Below are 12,645 nucleotides of genomic sequence, written 5' to 3'. Positions count from 1 at the left end.
CCCGAGACCACGCCCATGCCGAAGCACAGCGAGAAGAACTTGATCCAGTAGTGATACAGGTCGCGGTACAGCGTCTTGCGCGTATAGAGCCAAAGACCTTCAAGCACGGCAAGGTACGAGGCCAGGCCGATAGTGATTGACGGGAAGACGATGTGAAAGGAAATGGTGAATGCGAACTGGATACGTGCCAGGTCGAGCGCGCTGAGGTCGGGAAGGGTAGGCATATGCGCCCGGAGTTTACTGAGTTTTCAGTAATTACTGAAAATTCAATAAGTTATGGGCGCGTGCCTCAAAGGGTCGGGATTCTCGCTCAGGCGCGGTGCGGCGAACTGTGTGTCAGTAGCGCTCTTGCATCCAGGCCACGAAATGCAGCAACCGGCGCGAGAAGTCCTGGGCATCGGCCTGCGGCTGGCGCTGTTGGGCAGCGAAAAATCCGAGCGCCTCGACCGCCTCGGGAAAGGCCGCGGCGCATTGCTGCAGATGGTCGTCGATCGACTCGGGCCAGGACGTCGAATCCAGGGGGCGCAGCACATTGGTCGCGCGAATCGCTTTCTTGGACGCTTGGCGCATGAGTTGCGCCGCCTGTTCCGGTGGCAGTGGCATCGCCAGGCGTTGCGCATAGGCGGTCAACACGCTGGAGAAATCGCCGTTGACCGCGAGCGCGATCGCCCGCGACGGCCGGAACAGCGCAAAGGCCTGGGCGCGGTCCGGCCCGGCGATGCAGCGGCAATGGTGCTTGAGCCAGAAACCCCAGCGTGCGAAATTCTCTGGCGCCTGGATTTCGGCCAGGCTGCCCAGATCGAAATCGACCTTGGTGACTTCGGCGTGGCTCTGCTCCAGGGCCTGGCGCGCGGCTTCAATCCGTTCAAGGTCCTGGGTCGAAGGCGTACGCACCAGCAGCAGCACGGCATCGAGGTCGGAGCGCCCTGGCACGGCATCCACTCTGGCAACGCTGCCATAGAGATAGGCGCTGTCGATCAGATCGGCCAGCGGGCCGTGCACGGCAGCGCACAGGGCGTCGACCACGGATTGGAAGGCCGGCTGCAGCGGCGCATGGCCCACGGTGCGGATATATCCCAGCGCATCGACGCCTTTGGTTTCGGTCAACCTTGCCTTTCAGAGTCCAGCGGTCGCGATTCGCGGTGATTCTGCCATGGCGCAGGGCCGCGCCCTGCGGCAGTCGCCTGTTCTAATGCGCGCATGCCTTCTACCGCTTCACTCAACCATCAGATTCGCCCTGCCACGCTGGAAGATGTCGCCGCGATCTTTCGCGTGCGCACCGCCGTCACGGAAAACGTCCTGACGCTGCAGCAGCTTGCCGAGCTGGGCGTGACGCCGGACTCCATCGCTGAGCTGATATGCAGCGCCCCCTGCATCTGGGTCGCCGAAGCCGATGGCAAGGTGGCCGGATTTGCGATGGTCGAGCTCGAAACCGCCTGCCTGTTCGCGGCCTTCGTGCTGCCGCAATATGAAGGCCGGGGCATGGGCCGGGATCTGGTCGCGGTCTGCGAGCAGGCCCTGTTCCGCGACCATGCGCTGGCCTGGCTCGAAACCGACGGCCGCAGCCGCGCCGCGGGTTTTTATCGCCACCTAGGCTGGGCGCATGCCGCGGATCTGGTCGATGGCGATGTGCGGCTGGAGAAGCGCCGGCCGTAGGCGGGCTTCAGTTTGTCGCCGCCGGCTGCTTGCCTTCGGCGGCCTCGGGCACATAGACCACCGAGCCGTCCTTCATGCGGTAGGCGACGCCGGCCTTGGCGCCTTCGCCCTGGCCGCTTTGGCCGTTGGCCTTGAAGCGTTCGACCTTGTCGCCTTTCTTGACGATCATTTCCATGCTTTCCTTGCCCGCGTTGGTGACCACGGTGACGTCGGGCTGGGACATCGCGGCCATCAGCGGGTTCTGGGCGATGGTGATCAAGAGCGCGGCGATGATCACCAGGAAGATGTCGATCAGATTGACGACCGACAGCAACGGGTCCTCGGCATCGCCTTCTTCAAGAAACTTGAGGCTCATGCGTGCACTCCGGCCTGGGCGGTCTGCGCGAGCGCGCCCGGGGCCAGCGCGGGCGCGCTGACGGCGGCATGTTGCTGCAGCCAGACCAGTTCCTCGGCGAGCCAGCGGCGGCGCACGGAGACGATCCAGTAGGTCAGCGCCGAGGCGATCAGCGCCAGGATCACGGCCGAAAACGCGACGGCCAGGTTGTCGGCGACGGCGGCGATGTCGCCGCTCGAAATGCTCTTGAGCGCCGGACCCATGGGAATCATGGTTGCGACCAGGCCCAGCATCGGCGTCACGCGCGTGGCCACGCGCGGCACTTCGAGCAGGCGGTGGGCCGCGAGGTCGCGTTCATCGGCGCTCGCGCCCGGGTGCTGGGCGGCCCAGCGCAGCAGCGGGTAGGCGCTGCTGTGCGCGGCGGCCGCGCCCAGGCGCAGCTGGCGGCGCTGGAAATGCGCCATCGCGAACTGGCCGAAGGCGAACAGCGAATAGAAGAACAGCAGCGCGATGGCGAGCAGAGTGGGAATCAGGAACAGCTGGCCGATGGTGTACATCCAGGATTCGATGTGCAGGCTTGTCATGGGGTGGCTTTCAAAATCTAGAAGAGAAAAATAGCGGGTCGCGCGCTCAATGCGCGGTGGTGGGCAGTGCGCGTGCCGGGCGCAGTGACTGGCGCAGCGCGCCGGCCGCGACCACGCCCAGCACCAGCAGCCACAGCAGCCATTGCTGCAGGCTCACAGGCGGTGGCGGCGCGGGCGGCTCGACTTTTTGCAGCTGCATGCCGGTGATCAGCGGCGGGGCCGGCGGCGGCTCGGGCGCGGCGGCGGGCTCTTCGGATGCGGGTGGCGGGGCTGCCGCGGGTGCCTGGGCAGCCGGGGCCTGGGATGGCAGCGCATTGCTGTCGGCGGCGCCGGCCACATAGTCCATCAGCGCCTGGTGCGGCGCCTGCACGCCGAAGCGCTGCTGCAGGGCCTGGTAGCGGTCCTTGAGCGTGGCCAGCGTCTTGTCGTCGGTCTGCCAGTAGCCCTTGCGTGCGGCTTCGAGCATGCGCTCCATGGTCTGGGCATAGGCATGGGGGTTGTTCTTCTCCATCCATTCCTTGACGCCCAGCTGGTGCTTGTCGTTCACATAGACTTCGGCCATTTCCTGCCACTGGTCATCGCGCACGATTTCATGCGAGGTCGCGGTCCAGCCCCAGAGGTTGTTGGTCGCGTCGAGCACGCGCAGCGTGCCCGAGTAGCCTTCCTTCATCAGGCCTTCGATATAGCCGGGGTGGAACTGGCGCGTCGCGAGTTCCTTCGACAGGAAGTTCGCGGCCGACTCGGTGCGCGTCGCGCCCGGGTTGCGCAGATTGGAGATGTAGAGCTGCGGCGCCTTGCCGTCGAGCGCGCGCACCGCCAGCCCTATGCCGCCCAGGTACTGGAACGGGTCGTCGGTGGTCAGCATGCCGTAGGTGTTGGAGCTGCGCGCGAGCACCGCGGCCTGCGTGCCCTTGAGGTGTTCGGCGTAGAGGTTGGTGCCCAGGCCCGCGACGCCCTTGGTGCCCCAGAGCTTTTCGTCGGGGCCGTAGGCCGACTGCATGCGGTCCAGATACAGCGCGGCGAGCTTGCTGTCGCCGTCGGCCTTGCTGCCCCAGGAGTCGCTGGCCAGCGTGGCTTCGGGCAGACCGGTACCGTATTCGCCGCTGGCCGTCGAGAAGATGCGCGTCTGGCTGGCGTTGGCCGCGGCCTTGGCATCCACGCCCTGGGCGATCAGGCGCTGGCGCACCTGCTGGCTGAAGCGCCAGGCGGGGTTGTCGGCTTCGTCGGCCGTGGCCGCGAGCTGGGCCGCGCGCGCGAGCTGGCGCAGCGCGTTGGGGAAATGGTCGCGGTACAGGCCCGTGGCCGACAGCACCACATCGACGCGTGGCCGGCCCAGCGCCTTGCGTTCCACGCGGCGCACGTCGATCACGCGCCCGCCCTTGTCCCAGACCGGCTCCACGCCCATGAGCCACAGCGCCTGGGCTTCGAGAATGCCCTGGTGGCGCATGGTCTCGACCGACCACAGCGAGAACGTGACCTTGTCCAGGGTCTTGCCCGTGGCATCGCGGTGGGCGGCGATCATCTGCTCGGCGGCTTTCTTGCCCGCGGCCCAGGCCTGGGCGCTGGGAATGCGCGAAGGATCGAAACCGTAGAGGTTGCGGCCCGTGGGAAACGCGTCGGGGTTCTTGATCGGGTCGCCGCCGTAGGAAGTGGGGATGTACTGGCCGTCGAGCGCGGCGAGCAGCGCGGGCATCTCGCCCGCGGCGTCGAGCCGGCCATACCATTCGCGCCCCTGCTCGAGCTGGGCCTGCAATGCCGGGTCCGTCACGCGGGCCTGGCCCGCAAGAAACTGTTCGAGCAGACGGAAGGGCGGGCTTTGCTTGAACTGGCGGTAGTCGCCGACCATGGCTTCGTCGATCTCGGCTTCGGCCACGCCCGCGGCGCGCGCCGCCGCATGCCAGTAGTCGCGGCCCAGCATCATCACCACGGTGGCGATGCGATGCTCCTGCGCGGCCGGCTGGCCCAGCGTGTGCAGGCCCAGCGGCTGCACGGTCTCGGCGAGTTCATGCAGATGGCTGTGCAGGGCCTCGACGAAGTCGGCGAAGTTGGCGGGCGTATGGCCCTGGGTCCAGCCCATGTCGGCGTCCATGCGCTGGGCCTTGACGCGCGCGAGGATGTCGGCGCGGTACTGGTCCTTCACGGCGCCCTGGTCCTGGTCCTGCCAGCTGTGCAGCAGATCGTGCACTTCGGTCCAGGCCTGGTGCATGCCTGCGGGCTGGAACGGCGGCGTCTGGTAGCTGATGGTCACGGCGCGCCCGCGGCGCTTGGCCTGCTGGGCTTCGCCGATGTTGTCGACGATGTAGGGGTAGACCACGGGCAGGTCGCCGACGGTGAGCGAGGGGTAGTCGGTCACGGCCAGGCCACGCTCCTTGCCGGGCAGCCATTCCTGCGAGCCATGGGTGCCGAAGTGGACGATGGCGTCGCTGGCCATGGCTTCGCGCGCCCAGAGGTAGGCCGCGAGATAGAAGTGCGTGGGCACGGCGCTCAACGAATGGTAGAGCGCGCGTTCCTGGTTGTCGCGCTTGTCGCTGCGCGGCGGCTGGGGCAGCAGCACCGCCTTGCCCAATTGCAGGCGCGGGATCACGAACACCGGCTGGCCCTGGTGCTGTATCACCATGTCGGACGCCGCGGGCGCGCCCCAGCGGCGCGTGACATCGGCGCGCACTTGCGGCGGCAGGTTGTTGAGCCAGGCTTCGTAGCGCGCGACGGGCAGCGTCGCGGCCAGGCCGTCGCGCAGCAGATCATCGAGTTTGGCGTCGCGGTACAGCGGCGCGAGCAGGCGCTGGAGCTTTTCTATCAGTTCGGCCTGGGACGGCACTTCGGTGGTGTAGCCGGCGGCGCGCAGCCGGGTGAGCGTTTCGATCAGGCTGGTCGGCACATTGAGAAACGCCGAGGCCAGGTTCTTCTCGCCGGGCGGCGAATTCCAGAAGAACACCGCGAGTTGCTTGTCGGCCGCGCGCTTGCGCTGCAGATTGACCCAGTTCAAGGCCTTGGTGACCACCGATTGCGCCTGGGCGTCGATCGGCACCTGGGCGCCGCTTTCGGGATCGATGGCCGAGGCGATCTGGATGTCGTTGATGCCTGTGTATTCGGCCTGGGCCACATAGAGCGGCAGGTCCATGGCGGGAATGCCTTGCGGGTCCCTGGCCCAGTCGTCGGCCGAGCCGCGGCGGTAGGTCGTGGCCTGGACCACGGGAATGCCCAGCTGCTCGAAGGCGCGCCGCGTGCCTTCGGCGTTGAGCATGATGCGGGTGTTGATCAGCACATCGGCGGCGCGCAGGCCACCGGGCTGCAGGATCTGCAGATGGGCCTGGGCGTCCATCGACGGGCTGTAGTAGGGCAGGGCGACCGCGCCCGCGCCTTCGATGCGCGCGACCAGGTCGTCGATCACCGCGGTCTGCAGGCCGCCGATCTGGGTCTGGTGAAAGCCGATGGCGACGACCGGCGGGCGCTGGCCGGGGGCGTCGAGTTTCAGACTGCGCCAGGCGAAGTAGTCGGCGGTGCTGGCGAACACCTGGCTGGGCGCGCGCGGGTGGTAGATGCCGACCTTGGGAAACACCACAGGCGCGGGAATGCCATCGGGGCGGCGCTTTTCGAGCAGCGCTTTCACGGTCTGGAAGAAATGCCGGTAGTTCGCCTGGCCGCCGTTGACGTAGTAACGCGTGAGCTGCTCGATATCAGCGGCCGCGAGGCCCTGGCCCGAAGGCTGGGTTTCGAGCAGCCAGACATGGGGCATGGGCAGGCGCGCCAAGGTGCTGCCGAGCTTGGCCTGAACCTGCTCCTGTTGGTAGGCGTCGATCAGCACCAGGTCGAAACCCGCGAAACTGCCCGGGTCGGCCTGGTCGGGCAGCGACTGCAGATTGCGCTGCTCGATCTGTATGCCGGCGTCCAGCGCGATGGGCGCGAGCGCAGTGAACTTGCCCAGCGGCACATTGCTCGCCGAAATGACCAGCACGCGCTGCGCAGGTGCCGCCGGCGCTGCGTGGCTGGCGCTGGCGAGCAGCAGCCCGGCCAGCAGCCAGGAAATCAGGGAGAAGAATTGCATCAATCAGCTTCGGGGGCGCCCGGTCGGTGGGCGGGCAGCGCGGCAAGTACATGGCTTGCGGGCGTCTGCCGTCAGAACGAGAAACAAGCCATCGACCAGAAAGCGGCGGGTGGCTTGGAGAGCGGCGGGCGCATCGGCGCCCGCCAGGGCCAGGCCCTCAGAAGTCGGCTTGCAGGCTGACAAACAGCGTGCGGCCGCGTTCGGCGTTCTTGAAGTTGGGCGACTTCTCGGCCAGATCCACGTTGCCTATGTTCTCCAGGCCCGCGCGCAGCGTGTAGGTCTTGTCGATCTTCTTGCCTATGCTCGCATTCCAGACGCTGAACGCGGGCATGGGTGCGGCCGCGGCCACCTGGCTGCCGACATAGTTCAGATCGACGCGCGCATTCCAGCCCGCGTTGCCGTTCCAGTCGAGCGCCGAGTTGAAGCCCACGCGCGGACGGTAGTCGAGGCGGGTGCCGGTCGTCAGGTCCTTGGTGGCCATGAACGTCGCGTTGTTGCTCCAGCGCCATTGGCGGCTGATGTCCCAGTTCGCGCCCAGTTCCAGGCCCGTGATGCGCGCCTTGTCGACGTTCGAGTACCAGTACTGGTTGCGGTTGTTGACCTTGGGACCGATGATCTTGCTGGCGATCAGGTTCTTGACGTCGTTGTGGAACAGCGTGCCTTGCAGTTCCAGCGCCGACGTGGCCTGCCAGGTCGCGCCCAGCTCGATCGAGTTCAGCGACTCGGGCTTGAGATCGGGGTTGCCGTAGATGTCGTAGCTCGTGCCGTTGTAGTGGTAGCTGCCCGACATCTGCTTGAGCGTGGGCGCCTTGAACGCATGGCCTATGCCGCCCTTGACGACCAGTGCCGGCGAAGCCTCCCAGACCAGGTAGGCGCGCGGGCTGAACTCGCTGCCGAACAAGGCGTGGTGGTCGGCGCGCAGGCCTGTGGTGAGGCTCAGGCTTTCGGTCAACGCCCATTCGTCCTGGGCGAACAAGGCCTGGTGGGTCACGCCGTCGCTGCCCTGGTTGAGTTCCGAATGGGTCAGCTTTTCACGCCGCACTTCGGCGCCCGTGGTCAGCTGGTGGGCGCCGAAGCGCCTGGACGCAAAACCGTCGATCACCTGTTCCTGCATGCGCTGGGGCGTGGCCGGCGCGACGCCGTTGCTTGCCGAGTTGGTGATGCGGATGTCGCTGGCATAGGCGCGCGCCTGCGTCTTCCAGTCGCCGAACTTGGCTTTCCAGGTCACGTCGGCCTGGCGGCGGTCGAGGTCGTATTCGCTTTCATAGACCGTGAGCAGCTTGTTGACGGTCTTGCTGGTGTCGAAGAAGCGCTGCTCCTTGCCGGCCATGAGGTTGAAGTCCAGCGACTGGTCGGCATCGATCTTGAGCGTGCCGCCTATGCTGCCCTGGCCGTTGTGCTGGCCTTCGAGCGCCGACAGCGTGGGCGCGGAGGGCTTGGCGATGGCATCGGCGTGGGCCGCCGTGCCCGAAACGCGCAGCGACAGCATGTCGTTGACCTTGCCCGCGGAGTAGATCGAGGCCTGGCCCAGATTGCCGCCCGTACGGTCGGTCTGTGTTCCGGCCTTGAGGTAGACCGAGGTCTCCCAGCGGTCGCCCCGGGGCTGGCGCGTGATCTGGTTGATCACGCCGCCCAGCGCTTCGGAGCCGTAGAGCGTGGACATCGGGCCGCGGATGATTTCGACGCGCTCGACCGCGGCCATGGGCACCCAGCCGAACTGGAAGTTCGAGTGGCCCACGATGTCGTCAGTGGCCGCAATGCGCTTGCCGTCGACCATGGTCAGCACATGCTTGCCATCCATGCCGCGCATCGACAGGGTGCGGCGGCCCGCGGTGTTGGTCGCGCTGAAGCCTATGCCTGTCTGGCCGCGCACGGCTTCGAACAGGTCGGCGGGCTGCTGCTGGTCGAGCCGGGCGCGGTCGATCACGCTGACCGAAGCCGGAGCGGTGCGGGTGTCATGTTCCTGCAGCGTGGCCGTGACGGTCACGGTCGCATTTTCGGTGGCAGGCGTGGATTGCGCGAACGCCAGCGCGGGCAGCGCCAGGCACAGGGCCGAAGCCAGCGGCGTCAGCGTCGCGGGAAGACGGCGTTGCGCGCCGGAGGCCGCGCGATGGGAAGAAGACATGGAAGGCTCCAGGCCCGGAAAGCGACGTTACAGCGCTGCAGGCCAAATAAGAAGTGAAACTGTATACAAATTGTAATGCAAACAGAAACCATTCTCATTCGAATTCGTGTTTTCTGATGGTGTTGGCGCGAAGCGTTGCGGAAATGGCGCGAAATCGGCGCGCACGCGGCGCGCATGCGCCCATGGGGTGCTGCGCGCCAGGCGCGCGAAGGCACGCAGCCGACCTTCGCGGCCGCCGCGCTGGCGTGCTTCAGGCGGTGCGCGCGCGCAGCCAGTGGTTGTCGAGCTGGATGGCGCCCACGCGCGCGGGCGCGATATTGCTGTCCTGGCCTGCGGCATCAAGGGCGATGGCCTGTTCGCCGCCGCCGACCCAGACGCGCGCGTCATCGGCGCGGCCCTGGCCGGGCACGGCCGCCAGCGCATAGGCCATGGGCAGCGCATGCTCGGCCTGCCAGGCGATGGGCGCACCCGGTCGGGCGCTGCCGAAGAACGCCACCCGGTCCACGCGCGGGCAACTCACGGCGAATGCGTCGCCGGTGAACGCAATATCGCCGCCATAGCCGGCCACGGGCGCGGGCGTGGCGACGGCGCGCAGCGCCTCGCCGTCGAACACCGCGAGCACGGGCGCCTGGCGCTTGGCCTGGGCGTCGTCGTGCTCGGCCTGCAAGGCCACGCCCAGCCAGCGGCGCGCGTGGCCTGGCCGCAGCTGCGCGCCCCAGGCAAGGTGGCGCAGGCTCAGGCGCGGGTCGTCAAGCTTCCACTGGCCCAGCAGTTCGCCGCGCGCCTGGGCAGCCAGGCGCACGACCGAAGAATCCATATGGTCCAGCCGCAGCTTGCGCCGGCCGGTCTCGGACTGGGTGGGAATGCCGCCATTGGCTACGATCAGACTGCCGTCGTGGTCGAGCAGCAGCTGGTGCGGGTCCATGCCGCCGGTGCGCCATTCGGCGAGCTTTTCGAGGCTGGCCGCGTCGCGCACGCCTATCAGCCCCTGGCTGTCGGCCAGATCGGTTTCGGTGGTGTAGATGTGGCGGCCGTCGGCGCTGGTCAGCACATGGCCGTTGAAGACGCGGTCGGGCTCTATCCACAGCCATTGCGGCTCCTGGCCTGGATGCCAGCGCAGCAGCCAGTCGCCGGGCCGGCGCGCGACGCACACGATGGCGCCCGAAGCTTCCTGCAGCAGCGCATGCGCGCGCGTGGGCACTTCGAGCCTGTGCAGCGGCAGCAATTGCGCAGCGGCCGCGGTGGTGGCGCCGGTCCAGGCGAGCTGGCCTATGTATTGCTGCGCGCCGTCCTGCCAGGCCGCGATGAAGCGCGGCAGCGGGCTGTTGCCGTTGGCCTGGGCGCGCGCGGCCAGCGGCAGGCCGGGCAGCAGGGACCAGACCAGCGCCTGCCGCAGCCATTGCCGGCGGTGCATTGCTGCGCTCATGATGTCAATCTCCGTCGGCATCCGAAAAGCCGATGTTCACTTTCAAGGCCGGTGCGACCTTGTCCTGCATCTGCTGCTTGACCTGGCCCAGCGCCTTGACGGCCTGCAGCACCGCATCCTTGTCGGTCGATGCGAGCTGCGCCATGGCCTGGTCGGCGGCTAGCACCGCATTGACCCATTGCTGGGCCAGGTCGTTGAGGCCGCGGCCGCGCAGATAGAGTTCGATGGGCACGATGTCCTTGCCGGCCACGGGCGTGGGGCCGGCGTGGTGCACGGCCAGCGTCTTGAGCGCCGACCATTGCGCGCGCCACGATTGCAGGCTGGTCTGGCTGGCGCTGCGCGCGAAGTCGGGCGCTGCGGCCTTGCCCTGGCTGCGCAGCGGCTTTTCCATCTGCTGCCAGCGCAGGCGCTCGAGCCCGCCAATCCACTGGTTGATGAACTCGGCCATCAGCTCGGGGGCGGCCGTGGATTCGTCCTCATCCCAGGGTGTTTGCGCGAGCTTGGTAAAACCCTTTTGCAGCGCTTGCGCTTCGGCATGGACTTCGCGCGCGGCCAGCGCCGCGTAGCGGCAGGCCGGGGTATTCGGCGCCGCGGCTTCGGTCCAGAGCAGCCATTCGAGCGCCGGGAAACCCTTGGCGGGCGCGCCCACGCGCTCCATGCCCAGCAGGTCGGCAGGCGCAGTGGTGATGGCCTTGCGCACGGCCGCGGGGCGCAGCGGCTGGAAGTCGATCAGGCGCATGGAGCGGCGCTCGATCAGCGGGCCCAGCGCCACGGCCGACAGCCGCTCCCAGTCGGTGGCCGCGGCGCGCCAGCGCTCGCGCACTTCAGTGGCCGAGCCCTGGCCCGCGCAATACTGCTGCCAGCTGCCTACGAGAGCCTGGGCGCTTTGCTCGAACGCGCTGGCGTTGGTGCCATACCATTGCGTGGCCAGGCCCGCGCTCAGGTGCGTGGGGTTGTAGAACGGCAGCGCGACTTCGGCGTAGGCCGCTGGAATGCCCTGGGCGGATGCCGTGCCGGCCACCAGGGCCAGCGCCGTGCAGGCCCAGGCGATGGGGCGGAATGCGGAATGGTTTGTCATGGGATTCCTGCGGGGTCAGAGCGATTCGAGAAAACGAACCAGCGCGTCACGCTCCTGAGCGTTGAGTTGCAGCACGGCGTCGCGCGAAGCCTGGGCCTCGCCGCCATGCCACAGCACAGCTTCGAGGATGTTGCGCGCCCGGCCGTCGTGCAGCAGCCGGCTGTGGCCGTTGACCGCGGGCACCAGGCCCAGGCCCCACAGCGGCGGCGTGCGCCACTGGTTGCCATTGGCCAGGAAGTCGGGGCGGCCGTCGGCCAGGTCCTTGCCCATGTCGTGCAGCAGCAGGTCCGTGTAGGGGAAGATCACCTGGCCCGACAGCGCCGGGCTGCTCAGCCGCGGAAACGGCGGCGCGCCGGTCACATAGCTGGGCCGGTGGCAGGCGGCGCATTGGGCGCGCGCAAAGATCTGCTGGCCTTGCAGCACCTGCGGGTCGGCCGGGTCGCGCCGTGCGGGCGGTGCCAGCGTGGCCTGGTAGAAGATCACGTCGTCGAGCGTCCTGTCGTCGATTTCCACGCCCTGGCCCTTGGCGCCGCGCGGCGCCTGCAGGCAGTCCTTTTGCGCAGGCATGCAGGCTTCGTCGGGGAAGTTCTTCGACGTGATGCCGATGTCGCCCTGGAACGCGCCCGCGGTCTGGTGGGCCAGCGTGGCGACGTTGGCTTTCCAGCCGAAGCGCCCGATCATCGTGGTCTGGGCAAACGCATCCCAGACGCGGTTGACTTCGCCGCGCACCGGGCCGCCTGCGGCCTGCTGCGCGCGCGCATTGGCCTCGATCTCGGCCTCGGGAATGGCTTCGAGCAGGCCCAGGCCTATGACCTGGGGCGCGATGCGCGGGCTGACCATGGCATGGGCCGCGAGCGCGCCGTAGCCGAGTTCGCGCAGCGTGTAGATCGGCTTTTCCAGCGTATAGGGCGTGCCGTCGGCGAACGCTCCGGTCAGCGTTTCATAGCGGATATGGACCTTGCCCTCGGGGCGTACGCCGGGTATCGCCAGGTCGTTGAACTGGTCGCCATAGGTCGGCTCGGGCACGGGGCCGCCCTGGGCGGTCTTGCCGGGAACCGACAGGCGCATCAGCAGGCCGGCGACGGCGCGTGGCTCCAGCCCGTTGTGGAAGTCGGGCGGCTGGGCGCGGCCGTCCTGCACATGGCAGCCGCCGCACGAGCGCGCGAGAAAATGCGGGCCCAGGCCGTCGCGCGCCGTGGTCGACGCGGGCGCCTGCACCCAGTTGCGCTTGAAAAAGGAATTGCCGATCACAAAGCGCGTGCGCTCGGCATCGGCGAGATTGGCCGCGGGAAACGAAAACGCATTGCGGCCGGTGGCAAACACCGTGGCCTGGCCACCGGGAAGGTGGTCGGCCGGCGCCGCGACGCTCGCATCCGCGGCGCCCGCTGGCGCGGCGC

Annotated in this window: 10 protein-coding genes; 1 reads left to right on the top strand and 9 read right to left on the bottom strand. The window is 68.0% G+C overall.

The genetic code is table 11. The features are described 5' to 3' along the window. Together RR928_RS07250 and RR928_RS07245 are read right to left on the bottom strand one after the other, a co-directional pair. Nucleotides 1-224 (bottom strand): cytochrome ubiquinol oxidase subunit I (locus tag RR928_RS07250; protein WP_332681965.1); only part of this gene is annotated, 224 nt, incomplete at its 3' end. A gap of 112 nt (nt 225-336) precedes the next feature. Beyond that, nucleotides 337-1,107 (bottom strand): nucleotidyltransferase domain-containing protein, encoded by a 771-nt coding sequence (locus RR928_RS07245; RefSeq protein ID WP_332539132.1) that lies wholly within the window; start codon nt 1,105-1,107, stop codon nt 337-339. 93 nt (nt 1,108-1,200) lie between these two features. Here RR928_RS07245 and RR928_RS07240 point away from each other — a divergent pair, with 93 nt between their 5' ends. After that, the gene (locus tag RR928_RS07240) at nt 1,201-1,656 is read left to right on the top strand and encodes a GNAT family N-acetyltransferase (RefSeq protein WP_332549501.1); all 456 of its coding nucleotides are present in this window, start codon (nt 1,201-1,203) and stop codon (nt 1,654-1,656) included. Between the two features lie 7 nt (nt 1,657-1,663). On the opposite strand, the gene RR928_RS07235 is transcribed toward RR928_RS07240, so the two are convergent. From RR928_RS07235 to RR928_RS07205, 7 genes are all read right to left on the bottom strand, one after another. After that, entirely contained in the window at nt 1,664-2,011 is a 348-nt protein-coding gene (locus RR928_RS07235) for a DUF2149 domain-containing protein (protein ID WP_332539134.1), read from the bottom strand. Continuing rightward, a complete protein-coding gene (locus tag RR928_RS07230) occupies nt 2,008-2,574 on the bottom strand; it encodes a MotA/TolQ/ExbB proton channel family protein (protein ID WP_332539135.1) in 567 nt (188 codons plus the stop codon). The genes RR928_RS07235 and RR928_RS07230 overlap by 4 nt, the downstream gene beginning before the upstream one ends. Nucleotides 2,575-2,620: 46 nt before the next feature. Then, nucleotides 2,621-6,619 carry a cobaltochelatase subunit CobN gene (cobN, locus tag RR928_RS07225; RefSeq protein ID WP_332681962.1) on the bottom strand — a complete coding sequence of 1,333 codons (3,999 nt, stop codon included), beginning with the start codon at nt 6,617-6,619 and terminating at the stop codon, nt 2,621-2,623. Nucleotides 6,620-6,776: 157 nt separating this feature from the next. Beyond that, nucleotides 6,777-8,744, bottom strand: coding sequence for a TonB-dependent receptor plug domain-containing protein (locus tag RR928_RS07220; protein ID WP_332539139.1), 1,968 nt, complete (start codon nt 8,742-8,744; stop codon nt 6,777-6,779). A gap of 250 nt (nt 8,745-8,994) precedes the next feature. Beyond that, nucleotides 8,995-10,170 carry a DUF1513 domain-containing protein gene (locus tag RR928_RS07215; RefSeq protein WP_332681960.1) on the bottom strand — a complete coding sequence of 392 codons (1,176 nt, stop codon included), beginning with the start codon at nt 10,168-10,170 and terminating at the stop codon, nt 8,995-8,997. A 4-nt stretch (nt 10,171-10,174) separates the two neighbouring features. Further along, on the bottom strand, nt 10,175-11,248 hold the full coding sequence (locus tag RR928_RS07210) for an imelysin family protein (protein ID WP_332539143.1): 1,074 nt from the start codon (nt 11,246-11,248) through the stop codon (nt 10,175-10,177). A 15-nt stretch (nt 11,249-11,263) separates the two neighbouring features. Next, on the bottom strand, nt 11,264-12,645 hold a 1,382-nt coding region (locus RR928_RS07205), incomplete at its 5' end, for a di-heme oxidoreductase family protein (RefSeq protein WP_332681958.1).

The sequence above is a fragment of the Comamonas sp. genome (assembly GCF_036666375.1).
Classification (GTDB): domain Bacteria; phylum Pseudomonadota; class Gammaproteobacteria; order Burkholderiales; family Burkholderiaceae_C; genus Comamonas.
This window is presented reverse-complemented; position numbering and strand designations above follow the sequence as displayed.

What these genes read in the sequence shown, in the direction of transcription:
- RR928_RS07210 (WP_332539143.1), bottom strand. Translation starts at nt 11,248, where the DNA reads ATGACAAACCATTCCGCATTCCGCCCCATCGCCTGGGCCTGCACGGCG.
- RR928_RS07240 (WP_332549501.1), top strand. Translation starts at nt 1,201, where the DNA reads ATGCCTTCTACCGCTTCACTCAACCATCAGATTCGCCCTGCCACGCTG.
- cobN (WP_332681962.1), bottom strand. Translation starts at nt 6,619, where the DNA reads ATGCAATTCTTCTCCCTGATTTCCTGGCTGCTGGCCGGGCTGCTGCTC.
- RR928_RS07215 (WP_332681960.1), bottom strand. Translation starts at nt 10,170, where the DNA reads ATGAGCGCAGCAATGCACCGCCGGCAATGGCTGCGGCAGGCGCTGGTC.
- RR928_RS07220 (WP_332539139.1), bottom strand. Translation starts at nt 8,744, where the DNA reads ATGTCTTCTTCCCATCGCGCGGCCTCCGGCGCGCAACGCCGTCTTCCC.
- RR928_RS07230 (WP_332539135.1), bottom strand. Translation starts at nt 2,574, where the DNA reads ATGACAAGCCTGCACATCGAATCCTGGATGTACACCATCGGCCAGCTG.
- RR928_RS07235 (WP_332539134.1), bottom strand. Translation starts at nt 2,011, where the DNA reads ATGAGCCTCAAGTTTCTTGAAGAAGGCGATGCCGAGGACCCGTTGCTG.